The sequence below is a fragment of the Streptomyces fractus genome (assembly GCF_049844455.1).
GTDB classification, from domain to species: Bacteria; Actinomycetota; Actinomycetes; order Streptomycetales; family Streptomycetaceae; genus Streptomyces; species Streptomyces fractus.
Window position 1 is genome coordinate 1,743,256 of record NZ_JBMYHI010000002.1, and the last position, 21,619, is coordinate 1,764,874.

25 protein-coding genes and 1 tRNA gene are annotated in these 21,619 nt (G+C 70.3%); 14 read left to right on the plus strand and 12 right to left on the minus strand.

The annotated features are described in order from the left end of the window. Positions 1 to 2 precede the first annotated feature (2 nt). Entirely contained in the window at positions 3 to 308 is a 306-nt protein-coding gene (locus ACP4E5_RS09895) for an alpha-L-rhamnosidase C-terminal domain-containing protein (RefSeq protein ID WP_425827059.1), read from the plus strand. Between the two features lie 116 nt (positions 309 to 424). Continuing rightward, positions 425 to 2,587 (plus strand): alpha-L-rhamnosidase-related protein, encoded by a 2,163-nt coding sequence (locus ACP4E5_RS09900; protein ID WP_425827061.1) that lies wholly within the window; start codon positions 425 to 427, stop codon positions 2,585 to 2,587. On the opposite strand, the gene ACP4E5_RS09905 is transcribed toward ACP4E5_RS09900, so the two are convergent. Then, the gene (locus ACP4E5_RS09905) at positions 2,517 to 3,413 is read right to left on the minus strand and encodes a DUF6282 family protein (protein WP_425827063.1); all 897 of its coding nucleotides are present in this window, start codon (positions 3,411 to 3,413) and stop codon (positions 2,517 to 2,519) included. The genes ACP4E5_RS09900 and ACP4E5_RS09905 overlap by 71 nt on opposite strands. 14 nt (positions 3,414 to 3,427) lie before the next feature. Here ACP4E5_RS09905 and ACP4E5_RS09910 point away from each other — a divergent pair, with 14 nt between their 5' ends. From ACP4E5_RS09910 to ACP4E5_RS09930, 5 genes are all read left to right on the plus strand, one after another. Continuing rightward, on the plus strand, positions 3,428 to 3,580 hold the full coding sequence (locus ACP4E5_RS09910; protein WP_266717401.1) for a hypothetical protein: 153 nt from the start codon (positions 3,428 to 3,430) through the stop codon (positions 3,578 to 3,580). Between the two features lie 170 nt (positions 3,581 to 3,750). After that, the gene (locus tag ACP4E5_RS09915) at positions 3,751 to 5,025 is read left to right on the plus strand and encodes a phenylacetate--CoA ligase family protein (RefSeq protein WP_425827065.1); all 1,275 of its coding nucleotides are present in this window, start codon (positions 3,751 to 3,753) and stop codon (positions 5,023 to 5,025) included. A gap of 106 nt (positions 5,026 to 5,131) precedes the next feature. Next, positions 5,132 to 5,725, plus strand: a complete 594-nt coding sequence (locus tag ACP4E5_RS09920; RefSeq protein ID WP_425841167.1) for a glycine-rich domain-containing protein — start codon at positions 5,132 to 5,134, stop codon at positions 5,723 to 5,725. Beyond that, positions 5,722 to 7,089 carry an MFS transporter gene (locus ACP4E5_RS09925; protein WP_425827067.1) on the plus strand — a complete coding sequence of 456 codons (1,368 nt, stop codon included), beginning with the start codon at positions 5,722 to 5,724 and terminating at the stop codon, positions 7,087 to 7,089. Before ACP4E5_RS09920 ends, ACP4E5_RS09925 begins: the two co-directional genes overlap by 4 nt. Positions 7,090 to 7,454: 365 nt before the next feature. After that, entirely contained in the window at positions 7,455 to 7,592 is a 138-nt protein-coding gene (locus tag ACP4E5_RS09930) for an alpha/beta fold hydrolase (RefSeq protein WP_425827069.1), read from the plus strand. A gap of 74 nt (positions 7,593 to 7,666) precedes the next feature. Here the strand turns inward: ACP4E5_RS09930 and ACP4E5_RS09935 are convergent, their stop codons facing one another. The 3 genes from ACP4E5_RS09935 to ACP4E5_RS09945 are packed head-to-tail and all read right to left on the minus strand — an operon-like array spanning position 7,667 to position 9,069. Next, positions 7,667 to 8,323: a hypothetical protein gene (locus ACP4E5_RS09935; protein WP_425827071.1), complete on the minus strand. Its 657-nt coding sequence runs from the start codon at positions 8,321 to 8,323 to the stop codon at positions 7,667 to 7,669. After that, on the minus strand, positions 8,320 to 8,916 hold the full coding sequence (locus tag ACP4E5_RS09940) for a hypothetical protein (RefSeq protein ID WP_425827073.1): 597 nt from the start codon (positions 8,914 to 8,916) through the stop codon (positions 8,320 to 8,322). Before ACP4E5_RS09940 ends, ACP4E5_RS09935 begins: the two co-directional genes overlap by 4 nt. A gap of 9 nt (positions 8,917 to 8,925) precedes the next feature. Next, positions 8,926 to 9,069, minus strand: coding sequence for a hypothetical protein (locus tag ACP4E5_RS09945; protein ID WP_425827075.1), 144 nt, complete (start codon positions 9,067 to 9,069; stop codon positions 8,926 to 8,928). A gap of 187 nt (positions 9,070 to 9,256) precedes the next feature. On the opposite strand from ACP4E5_RS09945, the gene ACP4E5_RS09950 reads away from it, so the two are divergent. The 3 genes from ACP4E5_RS09950 to ACP4E5_RS09960 all read left to right on the plus strand — a co-directional run bounded on the left by ACP4E5_RS09950 (position 9,257) and on the right by ACP4E5_RS09960 (position 10,219). Then, positions 9,257 to 9,466, plus strand: a complete 210-nt coding sequence (locus ACP4E5_RS09950) for an EndoU domain-containing protein (RefSeq protein WP_425827077.1) — start codon at positions 9,257 to 9,259, stop codon at positions 9,464 to 9,466. A 58-nt stretch (positions 9,467 to 9,524) separates the two neighbouring features. After that, positions 9,525 to 9,848, plus strand: coding sequence for a hypothetical protein (locus tag ACP4E5_RS09955; RefSeq protein ID WP_425827079.1), 324 nt, complete (start codon positions 9,525 to 9,527; stop codon positions 9,846 to 9,848). Positions 9,849 to 10,057: 209 nt separating this feature from the next. Further along, a complete protein-coding gene (locus ACP4E5_RS09960) occupies positions 10,058 to 10,219 on the plus strand; it encodes a hypothetical protein (RefSeq protein ID WP_425827080.1) in 162 nt (53 codons plus the stop codon). A 214-nt stretch (positions 10,220 to 10,433) separates the two neighbouring features. On the opposite strand, the gene ACP4E5_RS09965 is transcribed toward ACP4E5_RS09960, so the two are convergent. The 3 genes from ACP4E5_RS09965 to ACP4E5_RS09975 are packed head-to-tail and all read right to left on the minus strand — an operon-like array spanning position 10,434 to position 13,189. Beyond that, a complete protein-coding gene (locus tag ACP4E5_RS09965; RefSeq protein ID WP_425827082.1) occupies positions 10,434 to 10,805 on the minus strand; it encodes a DUF2255 family protein in 372 nt (123 codons plus the stop codon). Positions 10,806 to 10,850: 45 nt separating this feature from the next. After that, positions 10,851 to 11,735, minus strand: coding sequence for an aldo/keto reductase (locus tag ACP4E5_RS09970; protein WP_425827084.1), 885 nt, complete (start codon positions 11,733 to 11,735; stop codon positions 10,851 to 10,853). After that, the gene (locus ACP4E5_RS09975; RefSeq protein ID WP_425827086.1) at positions 11,735 to 13,189 is read right to left on the minus strand and encodes an MFS transporter; all 1,455 of its coding nucleotides are present in this window, start codon (positions 13,187 to 13,189) and stop codon (positions 11,735 to 11,737) included. The genes ACP4E5_RS09970 and ACP4E5_RS09975 overlap by 1 nt, the downstream gene beginning before the upstream one ends. A 296-nt stretch (positions 13,190 to 13,485) precedes the next feature. Here ACP4E5_RS09975 and ACP4E5_RS09980 point away from each other — a divergent pair, with 296 nt between their 5' ends. Both ACP4E5_RS09980 and ACP4E5_RS09985 read left to right on the plus strand, forming a co-directional pair. Next, positions 13,486 to 14,388 carry a helix-turn-helix domain-containing protein gene (locus tag ACP4E5_RS09980; protein WP_425827088.1) on the plus strand — a complete coding sequence of 301 codons (903 nt, stop codon included), beginning with the start codon at positions 13,486 to 13,488 and terminating at the stop codon, positions 14,386 to 14,388. Positions 14,389 to 14,413: 25 nt separating this feature from the next. Next, complete coding sequence (locus ACP4E5_RS09985) at positions 14,414 to 15,433, plus strand: aldo/keto reductase (RefSeq protein WP_425827090.1); 1,020 nt, start codon at positions 14,414 to 14,416, stop codon at positions 15,431 to 15,433. 714 nt (positions 15,434 to 16,147) lie between these two features. Here ACP4E5_RS09985 and ACP4E5_RS09990 read toward each other — a convergent pair. After that, a tRNA-Pro gene (locus ACP4E5_RS09990) sits at positions 16,148 to 16,221 on the minus strand. 253 nt (positions 16,222 to 16,474) lie between these two features. On the opposite strand from ACP4E5_RS09990, the gene ACP4E5_RS09995 reads away from it, so the two are divergent. Both ACP4E5_RS09995 and ACP4E5_RS10000 read left to right on the plus strand, forming a co-directional pair. Then, positions 16,475 to 17,125: a transketolase gene (locus ACP4E5_RS09995; protein WP_425841170.1), complete on the plus strand. Its 651-nt coding sequence runs from the start codon at positions 16,475 to 16,477 to the stop codon at positions 17,123 to 17,125. Positions 17,126 to 17,212: 87 nt separating this feature from the next. Continuing rightward, positions 17,213 to 18,187 (plus strand): transketolase family protein, encoded by a 975-nt coding sequence (locus ACP4E5_RS10000; RefSeq protein WP_425827092.1) that lies wholly within the window; start codon positions 17,213 to 17,215, stop codon positions 18,185 to 18,187. Here the strand turns inward: ACP4E5_RS10000 and ACP4E5_RS10005 are convergent. The 4 genes from ACP4E5_RS10005 to ACP4E5_RS10020 all read right to left on the minus strand — a co-directional run bounded on the left by ACP4E5_RS10005 (position 18,135) and on the right by ACP4E5_RS10020 (position 21,619). Further along, positions 18,135 to 19,472, minus strand: coding sequence for an MFS transporter (locus ACP4E5_RS10005; protein ID WP_425827094.1), 1,338 nt, complete (start codon positions 19,470 to 19,472; stop codon positions 18,135 to 18,137). The genes ACP4E5_RS10000 and ACP4E5_RS10005 overlap by 53 nt on opposite strands. A gap of 99 nt (positions 19,473 to 19,571) precedes the next feature. Next, on the minus strand, positions 19,572 to 19,931 hold the full coding sequence (locus tag ACP4E5_RS10010) for an MmcQ/YjbR family DNA-binding protein (RefSeq protein ID WP_425827096.1): 360 nt from the start codon (positions 19,929 to 19,931) through the stop codon (positions 19,572 to 19,574). Between the two features lie 64 nt (positions 19,932 to 19,995). After that, a complete protein-coding gene (locus ACP4E5_RS10015) occupies positions 19,996 to 20,952 on the minus strand; it encodes an alpha/beta fold hydrolase (RefSeq protein ID WP_425827098.1) in 957 nt (318 codons plus the stop codon). 103 nt (positions 20,953 to 21,055) lie between these two features. Continuing rightward, positions 21,056 to 21,619 (minus strand): GNAT family N-acetyltransferase, encoded by a 564-nt coding sequence (locus ACP4E5_RS10020; RefSeq protein ID WP_425841173.1) that lies wholly within the window; start codon positions 21,617 to 21,619, stop codon positions 21,056 to 21,058.

The following is a 21,619-nucleotide window of genomic DNA, read 5'->3' on the forward strand; positions in this document are numbered from 1 at the left end:
AGGTGCGGCCGATACCGGGCGACGTCGCCTGGGCGCAGGGACAACTACCCACTCCACACGGCCCGTTGACGGTCTCCTGGCAGGTCTCGGGCGCCACCACGACCGTGTCCGTCCAGGGACCCGACGGCACCAGGGGGACGGTCGCCCTCCCGGGCGCCAGCGAGCGGGTGACAGTGCGCGAGGGGCGCACCGTCCTGTGGGACGGACAGCGGGGCAAGACCTCCTCGGTCGATACCGCGGACGGGCGGGTCACCGTCGCGCTCACCGGCGGCAACGCGCGCACCTTCACCGTCGTACGGGCCGACTGACCCGGCCGCGTCCACCGTCGCACGAGCCGACCGGCTCGGCCGCACCGCGCACTGCCCGCGCGCACGGCGCCGGCCCTCGCTCACCCCACCCGCAGCCATCCCGCACAGGAGTACGCATGCCGCATCACACACCACAGGGACCCGGACGCCGCAGCATCATCGCGGCGGGGGCCGGCACCGCCGTCGTGGCAGCCGCGGGCCTCCCGGCCACCGCCGCCGCAGCGCTGCCCGGGGCGGAGCCGGGCGAGCACGTCACCGCGTCGCCGAAAGCACCGGCCGGACGCTGGGACCGCTTCAACCTCTCCCCCGCGAGCCGCACCGTCCGGCCGGTGGCCGTGCACAGCACCACCGGGAAGGTGACCACACCAGAGGTCCTCGCACCCGGCCAGCGAAAAGGGGCGCGGGGCCGGTACGCCCGGCTGAGCGGGCAGGGGTCCACCGTCACGCTCGACTTCGGCAAGGAGGTCGGCGGCTTCGTCACCCTGCATGTGGCGCCGACGACCACCTCAGGCCAGACCCTCGGCCTGACCTACGCCGAGCTGTCCACCTACATCAGCGCCACCACCAGTGACGGCTCCAACGGCGGCACCAACCACGAGCCGCCGGTCCGCTATTCGGCACAGCCCGGCACGGCGGTGCGCACCCGCCTCGACGCACCCACCGGGGGAACGCCGCCGGGCTCCTCCGCCGCCTCCCAACTGCGCGGAGGGTTCCGCTATTTGACCGTCATCAACACCACGGACGGCGACCTCGACCTCACCGCCGTAGAGGTGGACATCACGTTCGCTCCGAACGTCATCGACCTGCGGGCCTATCCCAACTACTTCCACTGCGACGACGATCTGCTCAACCGGATCTGGTACGCAGGGGCGTACACCGTCCAGACCAACATCATCGCCTGCGACCAGGGCCGCGTCTGGGGGCCTCCCGAGACCGGCTGGAACAACGCGGCGACGGTCGGCGAGCAGGGCGCCACGGTCCTGGTCGACGGCGCCAAGCGGGACCGGACGGTGTGGCCCGGCGACCTCGGCATCTCGGTACTCACCGACTATGTGTCGCTGGGCGACCTGGGCACCGTGCGCAACTCCCTGCGCACCCTCTACAACCACCAGGCCGCATCCGGCGCGCTGCCCTACGCAGGGCCCGCCGTCAACTTCATCGGAAACTCCGACGCGTACCACCTGTGGACGCTCATCGGCACGGCCCTGTATGTCCAACTCAGCTCGGACACCGCATGGTTGGCATCCATGTACGACGCCTACCGCACGGCCATGGCCTACATCGTCGCCAAGCTCGACACCGATGGCCTCCTCAACGTCACCAGCAGTGCCGACTGGGCACGCGGGGACTCCGACGGCAAGAACCTCGAGGCCAACGCGATCATGTACCGGGCCCTGGTCACCGGCAGCACGCTCGCCGTGTCGCAAGGGGACACCGCGTCCGCCGGGCGCTGGACGTCACTGGCCGCCGCCCTCAAGTCGGCGGTGGAGAAAGGCGGTTACTGGGACGAGGACGCCGGCCTGTACCGCGACAAGCCCTCCGGCGCCGGTGCCGCACTGTATCCGCAGGACGGCAACGCGCTCGCCGTCTGGTTCGGCCTGGTCCCCACCCCGCAGCGGGCGGCCGTCATCAGCGAACGTCTGGCCGCCCGCTGGACGGGCGTGGGCGCACCCAGCCCGGAGAAGAGCGCCGACTCGGTGCACCCCTTCCCCGGCGGCATGGAGGTCCACGCCCACTTCCTCGCCGACCACGCGGACAGAGCCCTCGACCTGATCCGCCGCCAGTGGGGCTTCATGCTCAACACCCCTACGGGCACGGCGAGTACGTTCTGGGAGGGATACCGCCGCGACGGGACCTCGGACTACGGCGGCTCGTACATGAGCGCCGCGCACGGCTGGTCCACCGCCCCCACCTCGGCGTTGACCTGCCACTTCCTGGGCATCGTTCCGGCCGAGGACGGGCCGGGTCACGTCATCGCCCCACATCCGGGCGACCACCGCTACGCCGAGGGCCGACTGGTGACCTCGGACGGCGTCATCACGGTGTCCTGGCACCGGGCCCACGACGGGGACTTCACTCTCACCGTCGATGCCCCGGCCGGCGCCGTGAGGGAGATCGCCGTGCCGCTTCCGCGCCAGGGCGACTGGGTGGTGCGTTGGGACGCCGCCACACTGTGGCGGCGCGACCATACCGCGCGCGATGTCCGCGTCACCGACGGCTCCGTCCGCTACAGCGGGGTGCAGGGCGGACGCCACACGGTGACGGTCCGGCCCGCCTGACCGAGGCGCCGGGCCGGAGCTCGGCGCAGATCACGCATCGGCTCCCAGGGGACGCTCCCCCTGGGAGCCGCCCTCTGAGGCCGCCGGAGTCGGCGGCCGCGTGCCGATACGGCGGGGTGTGCTCCTCGATGCCGATCCCCTGCCGGAGAAAGTCGGGGTGCGCCACCATCACCCGTTGGAGCCTTCGCCGGCGAAGCTCCGCAAAGAGGACGGACACCTCCCGGGCGTCCAGATGCCCGGTCCCGATGGCCAGGTCGGACTCGGCGACCACGTCGAGGACGTGAAGCGTCTGCGCGCACAACCGATCGCCGTCGAGGATGCCGACCGGGGGCCCAAAGCCCGGCTTTGCGGCCATCTCCTGATGCACCCCGCTCCACTCGGGAGCGGCGTAGCCCGGCGCAAGACGCTGATCCGCACGTTGTGCACGACTGTCCAGCGTGGGCATCCACACCCGCCTGAAGGCACGCCGGAGAGACCGCCTGAGTGGAGCGCTCCAGGAGTACCAGCACGTTGCTTGAACCGCGCGGATGGAGTTCCCGGCAGGTGCACTCTTCGAACTGCGCGCCAAGGCCCCCTCCTGGACCTCCGTGCCGCCTGGCGACGCCCGGTCCTCCTCACCAACCCGGCCGCGATCACCGTCGGCTTGGCGTTCCTCACGGTGACGCTCGTCCTGCCGCACTGACGCCCCGTTAACGATCAGTTCGAGCCAATTCCACCCAGCCGTCGACCAGTTCACTTTACCGACCTTTGACATTTTCTTGGGGCTGCTTTTACGCTCAATCGGGCGGTACGGATCTTGGTCGTCGTACCGCTGTCCCCACCACATTTGCGGAGGTCGACATGGAGAAGCTCGTCAAGAAGATGGCCCAGGACGCCAACTGGCAGGGCTGGGTCGCCGCCAACTCGGCGACCGCCGCCAAGGACGGCTGCATCAGCGCGGCCCCCAAGGCGGGCTGCATCAGCGCCGCCCCGAAGACCGGCTGCATCTCCTGAAGCAGGACGCACCCGGTCGCACGATCAAGGACTGCCCCTGAGCACCGACCCGGGTGACAGCGGCGGCCCAGGGCGGGCCGCGGCCGGAGCGACAGGACCGGCCGCGGCCCGCACCCAGGCGACGTACGGGCGACAGCGAGCGCCCCCCCCCCGATCCTTCGAGGACGACCATGGACGGTCAGCCGACTGCCGACGTCATAGAGCAGGTCAAGGACATACCGATCTACCGCGAATCCATCGCGCGCGGCCACTTCCCCGTGCTGGAGAAGCCCGAGATCGCCCGCGGCTTCCCGGACAACTGGATGACGCCACGGCTGGAGGCCGCCCTCGCGGCCGGCGCGGCGGAGTACGTCCTGTCCACCGGCACCAACCACGCGCGGATGCAGCTCATCCGCCCCCCGTACTTCCTGCTCCGCTCCTACTACCGGCTGTGGAGCGAGCACCCCGACATCGCGCACACCTGGCGGGACGGCTGCCGACGCGCCTCCCTCACCACGGTTCTGGCCACCGAACACGTGGCCCGCGTGAATGCGAAGAAGCTCGACGCAAGCGCCAGCGGCTCGGGCGCCGAACCCTCCCTCGAGGAACGGCGGTTGGACGAGCGCACCGTCTATCTCAACCTGCGTCTCGACCCCGCCCTGTGGGAGCGTGCCGATGTCGAGCGCATGCTCGGCGAGCTGCGCGCGATCGCCGCATCCCACCCCGAAGGCCGCTACCACCTGGACTGCTCCGGCTACCACCTGGCACACCTCGTGCGCCACGCCGAGGACGCCGGACTGTGGGAGAGCCCGGAGTCGTTCCCGCGCCCGGCGAGCATCATCACCGCGTACGAGTACACGCCGCGCAACGTACGCCGCTTCCTGGAGAGCCGGTTCGACTGCCCGGTCGTCGACCTCTTCGGCAGCACCGAGCTCGGCTACCTCTTCTACAGCGACCGCACCGGCAGTTACCGCCCGTACCTGGAGGGGATGAGCGTTGAGCTCCTCCCCGTCGCCCCGGGCAGCACCCTCTACTCCCTCATCGTCACCAGCGTCCGCAACCCGCACATGCCACTGGTCCGCTATCGCTCCGGCGACTGCGCCCGTACGCGGGACGGCTCGCCGGACCCCGAGAAGATCGTGTCGTTCTGCGGCCGGGAGAAGGAGCTCCTCGACGGGCCGGACGGGCCCGTCGCGGCGGGCGACCTGGACGAGCGGGTCGCCACCGCCGCACCCCGCGTCTTCGTGCACCAACTGCTGCTGCCGGAGGCCGAAACGGAGGGGCACGGCCCGCCGCCGGCCGTGCTCCACTGCACCACCTTCGACGGCAAGCCGCTCGGCACGGACGAGTCCGAAGCACTGGGGCGCTCCGTCTCCGCGCTGACCGGGCGCGACTGCCGCGTCGAACACCGGGATCACATCCCCATCGGCGCCTCCGGCAAGTACTCCTGGCTGGGACGGAGTTGATGGGCACCGCCCCCAGTGAGAGCGAAGGCCGGGACACCCCGGGGCAGCGCAAAGGGCAACACCGAGGGAAGTATCTGAGGGGAACGACGTGAACGACCAGACCACCATGGCCAACCAGCAGGACCCGCACGCGGCGGCACACGAAGCACCCACCACCACCGTCACCGACGAGGACCTGCGCGAACTGCTCGGCCACGGTTTGCACGGCGAGGTGGTCGCGTACTTCGTGAAGGAGACCGGCGAGGAACGCGCCTACGTGGAGCGGCAGGTCACCGAGTGCCTCCGCTACCTCTACCTCGTCTCGAAGTACCGCGAGCGGCTCAGCGGCCTCTTCCTCCCCGTCGAGCAGGCCATCGACGAGATCTGGCACTACCTGATCCTGCAGACCCGCGAATACGTCGCCCTGTGCGAGGAGCGCCTGCCTGGCCGGTACTTCATCCACCACCGCAGCATCGCCTACGAGGACTACCAGGCCGAGCCGGGCCGCGAGCAGGCTGCCGAGGAGGCGCTGCGCTGGATCCCGTTGTACTGCCGGGAGTTCGGGCCCTTCGACGAGGGTGCGCTGCCGCACTGGACCATCGTGCGCTACCTGCACCAGCACATGGACATGCCGCTGGACGAGATCTCGGCGCTCGAACCGATGGAGCCGAACGCCGCGGCCGAGCCGAACGCCCCCGCCGAGCGGATCGGCGCGGCGTGACCTCTGCGGCACGCCCCTCGCAGTCCGGACGACCGACGCCCGAACCCGAACACCCCGCGCAGCGGCGTGTGTTGACCGTCCTCTCCCTCTGTCAGGCCTTGAGCGGGGCAGGCCTCGCCGCCGGCATCACCGTGGGGGCGTTGCTCGCCGAGCAGATGCTGGGCTCCACGAGCCTTGCCGGGCTGCCCAGCGCGCTGTTCACCGGGGGCGCCGCGCTCGGTTCGGTGGGCATCGGGCGGCTCTGCCAGCGGTGGGGCCGCCGCCCCGGTCTCGCCCTGGGGTACGGGACGGGAGCGGTCGGCAGCCTCGGCGTCGTGCTCGCCGCGGTCGCGGACAGCGTGCCGCTGCTGTTCGTCTCGCTGCTGGTGTACGGCTCGGGCACGGCCGCCAACCTCCTCGCCCGGTACGCCGGGGCCGACGTCGCCTCGCCCGCACGACGTGGCCGGGCGGTCAGCACCGTCCTGTTCGCGACGACGTTCGGGGCGGTCATCGGCCCCAACCTCGCCGACGTGACCGGCAATTGGGCCCATGCCTGGGGCATACCGCGCCTCGCGGGCCCCTTCCTGCTCGCCACGGCCGCGTACGGTGCGGCCTCTCTGACCCTGGCCGCCCTCCTGCGGCCGGACCCGCTGCTGCTCGCGCGCGAACGGGCCGCCGAGGAGGAGGCGACGGCGGAGCCGGGGTCGGCCGCCGGGGCCGCGGGACGTACCGACACCCGCGGCCTGGCCACCGGCACCGCTGTCATGATCCTCACCCAGCTCGTGATGATCGCTGTCATGACGATGACGCCGGTCCACATGCAGGCCCACGGGCACGGCACCCAGGCAACGGGCCTGGTCATCGCCCTGCACGTGGGTGCCATGTATCTGCCGTCGCCGCTCACGGGGCTCCTTGTCGACCGCATCGGACGGCTGTGGCTGGCCGCGGCCTCCGGGACGACGCTGCTCGCGGCGGGGGCGCTCGCCGCTCTGGCGCCGCCGCACTCCGTCGCCGCGCTCGCCACGGCCCTGGTCCTGCTGGGCCTCGGCTGGAACTTCGGCCTCGTCAGCGGCACCGCCCTCATCACGGACGCGCTCCCCGTGGCCACCCGGGCCCGCACCCAGGGCCTCGTCGACGTCGGCATCTCCCTCGCGGGCGCCACGGGCGGGGCAGCCTCCGGCGCGGTGGTGGCCGGCGCCGGCTTCCCCGCGCTGGGCCTCACCGGCGGCCTCCTGGCCGCACTCCTCACCCCGCTGGCCCTGCTGCGACTCCGCGCGGGGAGCCGCAACGGCCAGGGAGGCGCCGGAACGGACAGGCTTTCCAAGTCCGCTGGGACAGAGACCAGTTCCGGCACCGGCGCGGCGGCGGAGCCCGCGGGTCACTAGGCCTGCGGTCTCTACACATTGGTGACGGCCAGGGACTCGCGCGCCCGCAGCGATCCGCCTCGCCGCACGCCACGCCGAGCGGATCACCGCGATCGTCCTCAGCGCCACGTGCGCCCACGCCGACACCCGCACGGACCTCGCCGCCGCCATCTGGCAACAGCGCTACGAGTCCGGTCGGCGCACCCTGCTGGCCCTGTACCTGTACCTGAACCAGATGGCCCTCGACGAGGACGCCCTGAATTCGCTTGCCCCCGTCTTGGTCCAGACGTCGGCCGAGCAACTCGCGTCCGACCGCCCGCCCGACACCGGGGACCACGTCGACCGTCCGGCGCATCAACGTCCGCGCCGACCCCGCCGGGATCACCGTGCCGACCCTTGCGATCGTCACGACCGAGGACCCGCTCATCTACCCGGCCCTGCAACGGCAGCTCGCCGCTGGGGTCCCCGCCCCCGAGGTCACCGAGCTGCCCACTCGGCACCTGCCGTTCGCCGAACAACCGTAGGAATGGCTGGAGCTCATCACCAACTCCCTGGCAAGGACCGGGGACCACGGAACTGAGCCCCGAGCAGGTCCGGCCTACGCCACCGGGGCTCCCCCGGCCGGCGTCGACGAGGAAGGCTCCTCCTCCGGCGCGAAGGCGAGGCTCCTCAGGAGCGCCGCCATCACCTCGCAGTACTCCTCCCAGTGGTCCGTACTGGGGGTGCTGAAGGTCGCCACGACCATGTCCTGCGCGCCGGGCACGGCTTCGTGCGGCACCGGTACGTACGCCTGGATCTGCGCGACCTCGACCGGGAAGTCCTCACCCGACGCGGTCAGCTCCCCCGGAATGCGCAGCGCCGCGCTCTGCTCGAACACGAGGACGGCCTGGCCGCAGGGCAGGTCCCACTGCCTGACGGCACCATCGGTGCCGTGCCGGCGTGCCATCACCTCACCGATACCGGCGACCGCCGTCCCCGGATCGCGATAGGCCAGCGGCTCCCGTGCGAGCAGCAGAGTGCCGCTCGACAGGTCGCCGCCGATGGTGACCAAGCAGGTGGCGGCATAGAAGACGTTCGCCGCGGCCAACGAGGCGGACGCACGAGCGTACTCAGCGGCGAGGCCGTCCAGCTGATCCTCGCTGAGGCTGCCCGCACGGCTGCCCGCCCGGACCGCGGCCGCGGTGCGCGCCCGGTCGGCGTCGAGTCCCGGCACGATCTCCTGGAAGAACGGGGGAACCTGGAAAGTGACGTTCACCGCATGCTCCCGGGGGCGTTGCGTCGTGTCATGCGGCGGGCCACCACAATGAGGGCGATCGCCCCGGCCAGCATTGCGACACCGAGCAGGGCCTGCCCGGCGAAGGATTCCCCGTGCCGGGCGGCGGTGACGGCCTTCACCACCATGCCGCAGCCCGGCAGGCCGAGGATGAAGGCCAGGCCGTAGACGGCGCCCGGGTTGCCCGCCTTCCTCATCTCCTGGTGCGCGGGCCGCAGTTCGGGCGACCCGGGAGGAGGCGGAAACGTCCCCTGCGGCGGAGGAGGTGGGAAGGGGGTGAACGCCTGCGTGGAGCGCAGCACCAGATACCGGGGTTGCGCGCGCACGCCCTCCATGTGCGAGAGCTGGTACCCGTGCTGCTGGGCGACCCACACCGTCTGCTCCATGGACCAGCCGGTGCCGGTGGCCAGGACCTTGACCTCCGGCCTCCCGTCGAGGGACCGCAGGATCTCCTGCTGGCGCCCTTGCCGCGCGCCGCTGGAGCCGACATGAACCTGGTAGAAGAAGATCGGCAGAGCGACGAGGGCGAGCACCATGAATGCGACGACCGCGAGGATCGGTACTGCGAGGGACATGTCCGGGCCTCAGTTCTCCGCCGTCTGTGCCGCTGCCTCGCGGTCCTTCTCGCTGCCAGTCTTCCAGGCGTTCTCGAACGCGATCGCGAGCGGTCCACCGGGGATCGCCGTCTCGAATCCCTGGCGAGCGTCGCGCGGGACGAAGTAGCCCACTGCGGTGCTGTCCTGGAAAGCGGCCCAGACCGAATCAACAAAGCAGGCAGGCCGACCGGCTATCACCACAGACCGGGCGGCAAGGACCCGGCCGGCACCAAGGTGCCCAAGATCACCGGCCGTGACAACAAGACCGGACTCACCCGCGGCCCGGTGTGGATGAAGAACCCCCCGCAACGGCGAGTGGGTGCAGAAGCGCGTGAACAGCACCTTCTTCCCGGACACCTGGACGCCCAAGGAAGTGAACCGGGCGATCGAAACCGCCTTCACCAACTCCGAGGTCGTCGAGGGTTCGATGAACATGTGGCGCGGCACCTACAAGGGGATCAGGATCGAAGGCTACTTCGAGACGGTCACGGGCGACGCGCTCACTGCGTACCCTGTCCTGCCGAAGTAGTGGAACGGAAAGACACGATGACGCCGAAGACCAAGTACTTCTCCGAGGACTCCTCGGGGTGTGGGTCACCGGCGACGTTCAGCTGTCGCCGCACACCGTCCTGGACATGGTCGATGTCATCCATGGTGTGAGCACCGGCCACGTCGAGGCGCCGCAGGAACTGAGCGGCAACGCCTTCTACGTCGAGGCGGACCGAGACAACGTCTCCGTGCAAAACGAGTTCGTGGAGCATGTAGCCGACGAGTTCACGCCCCGCGAGGTGCTGGATGTACTCCTGGACTTCTGGCAGTACTGCACGCTCGTCGTGCCCGACCGCGTCACCGAGAACCACGCCACATACCTCGAAGAGCACGGCCGCGATCCCCTGACCGCCTTCGAGTGACCGCGCACCCCGGGAACTCAACACCACTGCAATCGCGCAACAGCGCGTCGAGCGCTGAACCCAGCTCGCGGGCAAGGTGGAATCCGATGGGCCATAGGGGCTGATCAGTTGGCGCAGGATGTCCCGGCCGAGGTCGTAGCCCATATGGCCACACACGGCAGATCGCATCGTCGGGTCGGGTAGGTGAATGCGCCGCGGGCACCAAGCGCATGGTCGACCCGCACGCCGGCGAGATCACGGGACTTCCAGCTCTGGCCCAGTCCGGTCAGCCCGACCAACGTGTCGAGGTCTACGAACTGCGTGACGATCCTGACGGCGAGCGGACCCGGGTGCTGCTGGGCACCGTCATCAGCCGTCGCCCGTCCGGCTGACTGCATCTTGCGTCCTGCACGGTGCAGATCGGCACGGCACGCGTTGGGCCTCCCGCCGGAAGGCTGCACCCGTGGGCGGACATGAAGCAGCGCCGCGTCCGATCCGGACGCGGCGCTGGTCGGGGCCTGGTGATGCCTCTGCTACGGGGGCATCACCGGCTGGGACGTCAGTTGCGATCAGCGGCTCTGTTGGCCATGACAGCCTGAGGGGGTGTCAGCGAGGTTCGAGCCGGAGGGTGGAATTGCGGGCGCGGTCGGTCAGGACGTGCTCGACGATCGTGGTGTAGTGGCCGTACTTGTGCCGGTAGGCGTCGTCCACCGCCGGGTATTCGGCGGGGTCGGCCTCGTGGAGGGTGACGTCCTGGTGGACGCCGCCTGCGTCGATGCGGCCCTGGTGGCGGGACTGGGTTCCCCGGTACCAGGGGCCGTCGGTGCCTTTGACGGAGCGGACGTAGAGATGGTCTCCGGACCGGACGACCCACATGGTGACGCGGTCGCGCAGAGTGCCGTCGGCGCGTTCGGTCGCCAGGTCCAGTTCCTCGGCGGAACCGATCTTTTCAAGGTCTGAGCTGTTCCAGTGCGGCATGGTCGTTCCTCCTGGCGGTGACGTGTGCTGGGCGCCGAGGCGGTGTTACGCCTCGGGGATGGCGCGGCCGTAGGTGTCGAGGGTGACGTTCTCGGGCTCGGGGCCGCCGCGGTGGCCGGTCTCCAGGGCGTCGAGGGCGGCGAGTTCGTCCGCGGTGAGGTCGAAGTCGAAGACGTCGATGTTCTCGGCGATGCGGTGGCGCTTGGTGGACTTGGGGATGACGGAGCGGCCCTGCTGCAGGCCCCAGCGCAGCAGTACCTGGGCGGGGCTCTTGCCGTGCTTCTCGGCGATGCGGGTGACGGCCGGGTCCTCAAGGACGCTAGTGCGGTGCTCGCCGTAGCCCGGGTAGAAGGTGATGCCGCCGATCGGGGACCAGGCCTGATTGAGGATGTTGTGCTCGTCGTCGAAGTCCAGCACCGCGCGCTGCTGGAAGTAGGGGTGGATCTCCAGCTGGTTGACCGCGGGCACGACCGAGGTGGCGTCGAGGAGCGCGCGGAGGTGGTCGACCATGAAGTTGCTGACGCCGATCGCGCGGACCTTGCCGTCGGCCAGGAGCTTTTCCAGGGCTCGGTAGGCGGCGAGGGTCTTGTCGAAGTCGGTCGGCAGGGCCTGGTGCAGGATGAGCAGGTCGATCTGGTCGACGCCGAGCTTGGCGGCGCTCTTGTCGAAGCCGTGCAGGGTCTCGTCGTGGCCGAAGTCGCTGATCCAGATCTTCGTCTCGATGAAGACGTCCTCGCGCGGCACGCTCGATTCGTGGATGGCCCGGCCGACCTCACGTTCGTTGCCGTACGCGGCGGCGGTGTCGATGTGCCGGTAGCCGAGCTCGAGCGCGGCCGTGACGGCGTCCCGGGTCTCCTCCGGCGGGGTCTGGAAGACGCCGAGGCCGAGGGCGGGGATCTCGACGCCGTTGTTGAGGGTGAGGGTCTGCATCACAGGGGCCTTTCGTTGCGGTGTGCCCGTGCGGGCACGATGAGGAGGAGGACGGTCAGGACGGCGAGGGCCAGCAGGGTGGCGGAGCCGGTCAGGGCCACACCGGAGCGGGCCGCGATGTCGGCGACCGTGTGTCCGGTGGAGACGGAGGCCGCCAGGGCGGTGAGGATGCTCAGGCTCAGGGCGCTGCCGATCTGGTGCACGGTGTTGACCAGGCCGGCGCCGGCCCCCGCGTCCGCGGGGGCGATGCCGTCGACGCCGCTGGAGGTCAGCGGAGCCAGGGCGAGGCCCTGGCCGGCGCCGATGAGCGCCATCGGGATCGCCACTCCTGTCAGGTACGGGGTGTGCAGGTCCAGGCGGCTGAGCCACGCCATGCCTGCCGTGGTCACAACCACCCCGGTCAAGAGCACCCTCGGTCTGCCGGCGCGTTCCAGCAACCGGGGGACCTGGACGGCGCACACGAAGTTGACCAGGGTCATCGGCAGGAAGGAGAGCCCGGCCTGCAAGGGTGTCCAGTGGTAGACGCTCTGCACGAACTGCGCGGTGAAGAAGAAGAACCCGATCATCGCGCCCATGTAGAGCATCCGGGCAAGATAGGCGCCGCTCCGTTCCCGGCTGGCGAACAGCCGCAGCGGCACGATCGGCTGCGCCGCCCGCCGCTCCACCCTCACGAACAGGCCCAGCATCGCCGCACCGGTCACAAGGGACAGCACGGTGGCGGAAGCCGTCCAGCCGAAGTCGGCGGCGTCCACGATGCCGAGCACCAGGGCCGTCGAGCCGAGGGTCGCGAGCAGCGCGCCGGCCAGGTCGAAACGGCCGCGCCGCCGCTCGGTCTCCGACAGGAAGCGCACCGCGAGCACCGTCATCACGATGCCGATCGGCACGTTGAGGAAGAACCCGGCCCGCCACGACACCAGGTCGGCGGCCAGCCCGCCGACAACAAGCCCCAGGGCGGCGCCAAGACCGGCGACCGCGCTGTACGCGGCCATCGCCCGGTTGCGCGCCTGACCCTCGACGAAGCTGCGGGTGAGCAGGGACAGGGCGGACGGGGCCAGCACCGCAGCGCCGACGCCCTGGAGCGCCCGCGCACCGATCAACCACCACTGGGTCTGCGCGGCGCCCACCAGGAGCGAGGTCAGCGAGAACACGGCCAGCGAGAACAGGAACACCCTGCGGTGCCCGAACAGGTCGCCCGCCCTCGCCCCCAGCAGGAGCAGGCCGCCGAAGACAAGGACGTAGGCGTTGGTGATCCAGGACAGGCCGGTCTCGGAGAAGCCCATGTCCGAGCGGATCTGGGGCAGCCCGGTGAACACGATCGAGTTGTCGAGGATGACCATGAAGTAGCTGACGCAGATGATGGCCAGGATCAGCGTCGCGTGGGTGGGGGCCCGGCCCGGCCGCGCTGCGGCGACGGGGGCGTTGCCCGCTTGGTTCGCGGGGAGTGCTGTGCGCACTGGGGTTCCTTCGCGTTGATCTGTGGTCGGGCCCGTACTCGGGCTCGGGATGCTCGTCCAGGCCACGCCGGCCGAGCTGTTCTCCAGGTAACCGCGCACAGACGCGCAGGTGGGAGTCACTCCTCTTCCAGGTACTGGCAGTACCTCGCAGGTCCTCGCCTACCGGCCTACGGTGAAGAAACCGGCACCCCGCGTCATGCCGATCAAGAGGAGTTCCCCGTGCCCCAGGCCCCCACCCAAGCCCGCCACCACAGCACACCCCGTGGTGCTGCGGATCACCTGCGCGGGGTGTGACCGTGGCCGGCGCCGACAAGAAGAGCCAGGCCGCCGAAGTCCGCGAGTTCCTGAGCACCCGGCGAGCCCGGATCACCCCCGAGCAAGCCGGCCTGCCGGTCTACGGCGGACAGCGCCGTGTGGCGGGCCTGCGCCGCGAGGAAGTGGCCCTGCTGTCGGGCATGAGCGTGGACTACTACGTGCGCCTGGAGCGCGGCAACCTCAGCGGCGCCTCCGACTCCGTCCTCGAAGCCCTCTCCCACGCGCTGCAGCTCAACGAGGCCGAGCGCACACACCTCTACGACCTCGCCCGTGCGGCCACCCCCTCGGGCCGACGGCCCACGGTGACCGCGTCCCGGGTGCGTCCCACGATCCTTCGGCTGCTCGACTCCATGACCGGAGTACCGGCATACGTGCGCAACGCACGCTTCGACCTCGTGGCCGCCAACACGCTGGGCCGCGCGCTGTACGCGCCGGTCTACGACTCGCCGCTGTTCGCCCAGCGCGGGCCGGTCAACAGTGCCCGCTTCATGTTCCTCGACCCCGCCAGCAAGGACTTCTGGGTCGACTGGGACAAGGGCGCCGGCGACGCCGTGGCCTTCCTGCGCACCGAGACCGGCCGGGCGCCGCACGACAAGACGCTGACCGACCTGATCGGCGAACTGACCACCAAGAGCGACGACTTCGCCCGCCTCTGGGCACACCACAACGTGAAGTTCCACCGCTCCGGCGTGAAGAACCTCCACCACCCGCTGGTCGGAGACCTCGCGCTGCCCTACGAGGCGATGGAACTGCCCTCCGACCCCGGCCTCCGCCTCAACTTCTACACCCCCGAACCCGATTCGCGGGAGCAGGAGGCCCTGGGACTGCTCGCCAGCTGGGCGGGCATCGGCATGGCCGCCGCCACCGGCACCAACACCGATTGAGCACAGACACGAGGAGAACAACCGCATGCAGTACCGACCGCTCGGCCGTACTGGCGTCCAGGTCAGCCCGCTGTGCCTGGGCGCGATGATGTTCGGCCCTTGGGGCAACGAGGACGAGACCGACTCGATCCGGATCATCCACCGCGCCCTGGACGCCGGCATCAACTTCGTCGACACCGCCGACGTGTACTCCGCCGGCGCCTCCGAGGAGATCGCCGGCAAGGCACTCAAGGGCCGCCGCGACGACGTCGTCCTCGCAACCAAGTTCTTCATGCCGATGAGCAAGGACGACCCCAACCAGCGCGGCGGCTCCCGACGTTGGATCATCCGCGCGGTCGAGGACTCCCTGCGCCGCCTGGGCACCGACCACATCGACCTCTACCAGGTGCACCGGCCGAGCCCGGACACCGACGTCGAGGAGACCCTCGGCGCCCTCTCCGACCTCGTGCATCAGGGCAAGATCCGCTACATCGGTTCCTCCTCGTACTCCGGATCCCAGATCGTCGAGGCCCAATGGGCTTCACGGGAGCGCCGCTTGGAGCGGTTCGTGACCGAGCAGCCGCCGTACTCGATCCTGGTCCGCGGCATCGAGGAGGACGTCCTGCCCACCGTGCGCCGTCACGGCATGGGCACCCTCACCTACAGCCCGCTGGCCGGCGGCTGGCTCTCGGGCCGCTACCGCAAGGACACCGCCTCCGGGCCGACGTCCTCCGCGCGCCCCGCGGCCCGCTTCGACATGAGCACCCCGGCCAACCAACGCAAGCTCGACGCGGTCGAACAACTCGCGGTACTGGCCGAGAAGTCCGGCCTCACCCTGATCGAGCTGGCCGTCGCCTTCGTCATCAACCACCCCGGCGTCACCTCCGCCATCATCGGCCCGCGCACCATGGAACAACTGGAGGCCTTCCTGCCGGCCGCCGACGTCACGCTCTCCACCGACGTCCTCGACCGCATCGACGAGATCGTGGCCCCCGGCGTCACCGTCAACCCCGCCGACAACAGCTACGGCGACTTCGAACTCCGCGCGGACCAGTGCCGACGCTGAAACCGGCTGCCCTCATACGCCGCACCGCGGTCGTGTGTGACCGTGCCGCCACCGGGCACCGCGCCGACGGCGGCACGATCGAACCGGCGCCGGACGACCACCCGGCGGCGGAGAGCGTCGCGCCGATCGCGGCGCCCCAGCCACATCGAGCCGCTGCAGTCACGGGGGCGCTCACGAAAGGCCCGAACAGGGTGGCCCAGCGCCCCGTCGGATCAGCCGCTACCTTCCACCGAGAGCGCGGCACCTCTTCCAGCGGCTCCCTGCAAAATTCAACCGCTCCCACCCCCGTTCAACCTCTCAATGCAGCCCCCAACGGCCACCGCCAGAAAGCCGCATACCGCCCACCCGAAATCGGAAATGGGGTCAATGATTCGCATGACCCCGTAACCCAGCTTCCGGCCAAGGGGACGCCGCTCCCGCCCCCACTCCCACTGGGAGCGACTGGGAGCGGCCCCCACCAGCACGAAGAGCGCAAGCACATACCCGGAAAGCCACCCATTGGACGGGGAGTCAGGGGTAGCAAACCGGGCACGGACGTGAACACGCGCGCAAGGATTCGAATATGTGCGCATCGGCCCGAGTCGGAGCAAACAGACAAGGAGACAGTGGGAGCCCGCTCCCACTCGCCACGCTCCCACTGGGAGCGTGGGAGCAACAGAAAAAGGGCCGTTCGAAAACGGCCCTTCACCTGCGACGTTCGATCGTTCGAACTTGTCGGGACGACAGGATTTGAACCTGCGACCCCTTGACCCCCAGTCAAGTGCGCTACCAAGCTGCGCCACGTCCCGGTGCTCGTTGACCTGGGATTTCCCCCTGGCCTCACGCGCAGAGAAACCATACCGCACTCGGGGCGGTGGTCGTGAATCACTTCCGGCGTGCGGCCGGATCCGGCGCACCGCGGGAGCAAGGGTTGACCTCAAGCAAACTTGAGGTTGCACGCTTCGTTTCATGACGACCACAGCGGATGACCTCGCCATCGCGACCAGTGCCACCGGAGCCGTCGCGCACACCGGCTATCGCTACGAAGATCTGCCTCGGCTCATGAGTCTCATGACCGGGGACGAGAAGCACGGGCCCGCCGCCACCTCCACCCTCGACGTGCTGTGGGTGCTGTACGACCGTGTTCTGCGGGTCGGGCCTGAGAGTGTCGAAGAAGCCGGGCGGGATCGGTTTCTGTTGTCCAAGGGGCACGGGCCCATGGCGTACTACGCCGTCCTCGTCGCCAAGGGGTTCGTGCCCGAGGAGTGGCTGAGCGACTTCGGGGCGTACGAATCGCGGCTCGGGCATCACCCCGACCGCGTGCTCGTGCCGGGCGTGGAGATCGGGAGCGGGTCCCTCGGGCACGGGCTTCCGATCGCCGTCGGGACCGCGCTCGGGCTGCGCGCCCAGGGGCTCGGCGAGCCGGCCGTCTGGACCCTGGTCGGGGACGCCGAGCTCGACGAGGGCAGCAATCACGAGGCCATCGCCTTCGCCGGCGCCTTCGGGCTCGAGCGGCTGCACACCGTCGTCGTGGACAACCTGTCCGCCACCTACGGGCGGGCCGGAGGGATCGCCGCCCGGTTCGAGGCCGCCGGGTGGTCGACCGTGACCGTCGACGGGCGGGATCACGAAGCCCTGTTCGAGGCGTTCACCGCGTCCCATCCAGGGCGCCCGCACGCCGTCGTCGCCCGCGTCGAGCCCAAGTTTGAGTGAGCCCCCCTCCCTCTCCCTCTCCCTCTCCCTCAACCACTACTGAGTTCCGCCGCCCCCTCTCTCCCCTCTCCCGAAAGGAAAGTTCTCGTGGACACCATGCGTGATCGGTTCGCCCCCGTTCTCAGCCGGATTCTCGATGAGGATCCGCGTGTCGCCGTCGTCCTCGCCGAGATCGGGGTCGCGCCCTTTGCCGGGGCCGCCCGGCGGCATCCGGAGCGGGTAATCAATGTCGGGATCCGGGAGCAGCTGCTCGTCGGGGCCGGGGCGGGGCTTGCGCTCGCCGGGATGCGGCCCGTGATGCACACCTTCGCCAGCTTCCTCGTTGAACGGCCCTTTGAGCAGGTGAAGTTGGACTTCGGGCATCAGGGGGTGGGAGGTGTGCTGGTGAGTGCGGGCGCGTCGTATGACGTGTCCTCCGGAGGGTTCACGCACATGTCCCCCGGTGATGTCGCGCTGCTCGACACCCTTGATGGGTGGCGGGTGCACGTGCCCGGGCACCCCGACGAGGCCGAGGTCCTGCTGCGGCACGCCGTCCGGAGCAGTAGCGGTAGCAGTAGCGGTAGCAGTAGCGGCGATCCCGTCAAGGACTCGCGCGAATATGTGCGGCTCTCCGTGCAGGGGAATCGGGAGGCGATGCCTGTTGATGGGGAGCGGTTCCTGAGTGTGCGGGAGGGGCGGCAGGGAGTTGTCGTCGCCGTCGGGCCCATGCTGGACAACGTGCTGGCCGCCACCGAAGGGCTTGATGTGAGTGTGCTGTACGGGACCACCGTGCGGCCCTTTGATGGCGCCGGGCTGCGGCGGGCCGTGGGCAATGGCAGCAGCACTGATGTCGTGGTCGTCGAACCCTATCTTGCCGGGACCTCCACCGGCGCCGCCAATGACGCGCTCACCGATCTTCCGCACCGCGTTCTCGGGCTCGGTGTCGGGAGGCGGGAGCTGCGGCGGTACGGGAGCGTCGAGGAGCACATCGTCGGGCACGGGCTCGACGCGGCGGCACTGCGGGAGCGGATCAGTGGGTTTCTGCTTTCCCGGAGCGTCGGCGCTGTCGGGGTTCCGGCGTAGCAGGAGGAAGTCCCAGCGAGGTCTGCGGTGGCACGTCCGCTCTCACCAGGCCCCTGATCGCCGGGATCGAGATCATCGTCGTCGCCACCATCAGCGTGATTGCGCCGCCCGCCAGCAGGACCTGCTGCGTACCGAACGTGGCCGCCGCCGGGCCCGCCAGGGCCTGGCCCACCGGCTGCATGGCGATGGAACCGGCCACCTCGTAGGCGTGGATGCGGTTGAGGACCTCGCGCGGGACCTGGGTCTGGACGCTCGTCGCCCACATCACGCCCCAGAACGACATGCCGGCGCCGGCCACCGCGCAGCCCGTCATCATCCACGGCACACCCAGGCCCGCGCCCGCCGTGGCGGGGAACAGGGCGAAGCCGAACAGGGCCAGGGCGCCCGCGCGCAGCATCCTGCGCGGGCGCACGCGCAGGGCCAGGACGCCGCCGATGACCGTGCCCGCGCCGAGTGCCGAGTTCACCAGGCCGTACGCGCTCGAGCCGTACTCCTGGGTGACCTGTACGGCGACCAGGGGGACGGCCGGGCCCCACGCTCCTATCATCAGCACGCACCAGACCGAGATGACTCCCCAGAGCCATCTTCGGGATCTGAACTCCCCCCAGCCCTCGACCAGTTCGGAGCGGAAGGCGCCTCGGGTGCGGGTTTTGCCGGCGGCTGCGTCCCGGGGCAACGGTGGCAGGCGCAGGAGGAGCAGGCACAGGGCGCTCAGCGCGTACGTGCCCGCGTGCGCCGCGAAGACCAGGCCCGGTGAGGCCAGCGCGACCAGCATGCCCGCCATTGCGGGGCCCGCCAGCTGCGCGCCGGACTCCGCGACCCGGATCGCGCCGTTCGCCGCCTGGACGTCGGATGCCAGGCGGGGCACCGTGCCGGCGACGCCAGGTTGGAAGATCGCCGCGGCCAGGCCGTTGATCGCTCCGATGGCGCAGATCTGCCAGAGCACGACATGGCCGGTGAAGAACATGACGGCCGCGAGGGACTGGGTGACCAGGCGGACGAGGTCGGCGCCCGTCATCAGCAGCCGTGTGTTGAAACGGTCCGCCAGTACGCCGCCGAAGATGACCAGGCCGGCGAAGCAGGCCACCGAGGAGGCCATCGCCAGGCCGACCGCGCCCGCCCCGTAGCCGTACTGCAGGAGCCCCGCCGCGAGGGCCACCGGGAGCATGCTGTCGCCGAGCTTGGCCACGCCCCTCGCGGTGAAGAAGAGGCCGAAGTCGCGGGTCCAGATGCCGCGCCGGGGCGCGACCCCGGCGTCCTCGCCGTCGACCGACCGGTCGGCCATCCACGTTCCCCGTTCGTCGTCCCCAAGGCGTACCGCACGCGCGCGGTGGGCCCTCGCGAGCGGATGATGCCATGCGGACGGGCGGCGGCTCACCTGGTTTCATCCTGCACGTGGAACGCCCAACTCGGGGTGTGCGTCCAGGAGTCGGGTCGGGGCCGCCTGACGCCAGGAGTCGGCGAGGATGTCGCGCAGCTCGGCCGTGTCCTCCAGGCCCGCGAGGCGGGCCCGGACCCACGCGAAGGACGCCTCGTGGTCCGCGATCCAGAACTTGTCCGGCTCGGACAGGACCAGTTCGTCGCGCTCCTCCTTCGGGCAGCGCACCGCTATCGACGTCTCGTCCTCGGGCAGCGTGGCGAACATCTTCCCCGCCACCCGGAACGTGGGCATGCTCCAGGCGACCTTCTCGGTCGTGTCCGGAAGGGACAGGGCTACGGTGCGTACATCCTCGGCGTCCAGCATGCAACGAACCGTAGCCAACGCCACTGACAATGGCCGGGAGCCGCGTGGGGCGCCCCGCTCGGGGTCACGGCACCCGCTTGTCCAGCCACGCCACCAGGTCCGCCTGGACCTCGTCGCGGTTCGTCTCGTTGAGGATTTCGTGGCGGGCGCCCTCGTAGCCCTTCCAGGTGAGGTCCTCGACGCCCAAGTAGCGGAAGTCCTCCAGGAGTTCGTGGACCAGCGTCATGCGCTGATTGCACGGGTCCTCCGTGCCGACCGCGATGTGGATCGGCAGGTCGGCCGGGATGCGGGCGAGGTTCGCCGGGTCGTTGATGCGGCGCACCGCGCGGACCCAGTCCAGGGACAGGCCCGCCGAGAAGTCGAAGCCGCAGCGTTCGTCGGCGACGTACTTGTCGACCTCCGCCTCGTCCCGCGAGAGCCATTCAAAGCCGGTGCGGTGCTCGTACGGGTCGTTGAAGGAGGAGAAGAGGTTGCCGACGTAGGGCGAGGCGGCGGCCCGGCCGCCCTTCGCGACCTCGGCCTCCAGGGCCGCGATGTCACCTTCATTGTCGGCGCCCGGCAGGGAGCGGAAGGTGCCGGAGAGGATCAGGGCCACCAGGTCGTCCGCGTACCGCTGCGCGTAGTCGCGCGCGAGCAGCGAGCCGAGGCTGTGGCCCAGCAGCACGAACGGGACGTTCGGGTGGAGGGCGCGCGCCTGGTCGCCGATCGCCTTGAGGTCCTCGACGATCGACACCCACGCGTCGACGGTCTCGGGGTCGCCGTCGTCCGTGACCCCGTAGCCGCCCGTGGACTGGGCGGTGGCGCCGTGGCCGCGGTGGTCGGAGGCGATGACCCCGTAACCGTGCGAGGTCAGGTGGCGGGCGAAGCGGTCGTAGCGCAGGCCGTGCTCGGCCGCGCCGTGCGCGATCTGCACGAAGGCGCGGGGCCTGCCGCCCTCGGGCAGCCAGGTGTACGTGGCCACGGCGGCGCCGTCGCCGGTGCTGAGCGCGCTCGTCGTGTACGTCGGGTCTGTGGCGGTCATCTGGCGGCTTCCTCTCGGACAGTCCGTACGGCCCTGTGGGCGGGGCGGTGCAGGTGCGGGTACGCGTGCGTGCCGACCTGCACCTCCCCCGCACCGTAGGTCCTCATTCCTGGCAATCGCCGACCGGCACGAGCGGTGCGAGGCGCTTGCAGAACAGGGTCGTGGGGTGCAGCACCCCCGCCGGGTCGGCCGCGTAGTCCGGGATGACGCCGACCTCGTCCCAGCCCGCCTTGCGGTAGAAGTTCTCGGCGGGGCTGCCGGTCTCGGTGTCGAGGACCAGGAGCGTCACGCCCGCCTCCGCCGCGGCGCGCTCCGCAGTCGCAAGGAGGGTGCGGCCGAGGCCGGTGCCGCGGGTGCTGCCGTGCACCATCACCTTGACCACTTCGGCGCGGTGGCGGCCGTTGGGCTTCTCGGTGAAGGCGAGGGAGATGGTTCCGAGGCAGCGGGACCGGCCGGCCTCGTCCGTCCCGGACGCCACCCATACGGCCGTGCTGCCGCGCGCCACCGACGGGCCCACCGAGTCGCGCCACCAGGCCGCCGCCTCGCCGGGAGTCAGTCCGCGCAGGAAGCCGAGCGAGCTGCCTCCTTGTACGACGTCGGCCAGCAGGGCGCCCAACGCGTCTACGTAGGCGGGGAATTCCGAGGGCGCAAGACGTGTGCAGGTGAT

What these genes read in the sequence shown, in the direction of transcription:
- ACP4E5_RS09965 (WP_425827082.1), bottom strand. Translation starts at nt 10,805, where the DNA reads ATGCCGCACTGGAACAGCTCAGACCTTGAAAAGATCGGTTCCGCCGAG.
- ACP4E5_RS09905 (WP_425827063.1), bottom strand. Translation starts at nt 3,413, where the DNA reads ATGTGGTGGGGACAGCGGTACGACGACCAAGATCCGTACCGCCCGATT.
- ACP4E5_RS09910 (WP_266717401.1), top strand. Translation starts at nt 3,428, where the DNA reads ATGGAGAAGCTCGTCAAGAAGATGGCCCAGGACGCCAACTGGCAGGGC.
- ACP4E5_RS09940 (WP_425827073.1), bottom strand. Translation starts at nt 8,916, where the DNA reads ATGTCCCTCGCAGTACCGATCCTCGCGGTCGTCGCATTCATGGTGCTC.
- ACP4E5_RS09960 (WP_425827080.1), top strand. Translation starts at nt 10,058, where the DNA reads ATGGTCGACCCGCACGCCGGCGAGATCACGGGACTTCCAGCTCTGGCC.
- ACP4E5_RS10005 (WP_425827094.1), bottom strand. Translation starts at nt 19,472, where the DNA reads ATGGCCGACCGGTCGGTCGACGGCGAGGACGCCGGGGTCGCGCCCCGG.
- ACP4E5_RS10015 (WP_425827098.1), bottom strand. Translation starts at nt 20,952, where the DNA reads ATGACCGCCACAGACCCGACGTACACGACGAGCGCGCTCAGCACCGGC.
- ACP4E5_RS09900 (WP_425827061.1), top strand. Translation starts at nt 425, where the DNA reads ATGCCGCATCACACACCACAGGGACCCGGACGCCGCAGCATCATCGCG.
- ACP4E5_RS10010 (WP_425827096.1), bottom strand. Translation starts at nt 19,931, where the DNA reads ATGCTGGACGCCGAGGATGTACGCACCGTAGCCCTGTCCCTTCCGGAC.
- ACP4E5_RS09915 (WP_425827065.1), top strand. Translation starts at nt 3,751, where the DNA reads ATGGACGGTCAGCCGACTGCCGACGTCATAGAGCAGGTCAAGGACATA.
- ACP4E5_RS09970 (WP_425827084.1), bottom strand. Translation starts at nt 11,735, where the DNA reads ATGCAGACCCTCACCCTCAACAACGGCGTCGAGATCCCCGCCCTCGGC.
- ACP4E5_RS09985 (WP_425827090.1), top strand. Translation starts at nt 14,414, where the DNA reads ATGCAGTACCGACCGCTCGGCCGTACTGGCGTCCAGGTCAGCCCGCTG.
- ACP4E5_RS09920 (WP_425841167.1), top strand. Translation starts at nt 5,132, where the DNA reads ATGGCCAACCAGCAGGACCCGCACGCGGCGGCACACGAAGCACCCACC.
- ACP4E5_RS09995 (WP_425841170.1), top strand. Translation starts at nt 16,475, where the DNA reads ATGAGTCTCATGACCGGGGACGAGAAGCACGGGCCCGCCGCCACCTCC.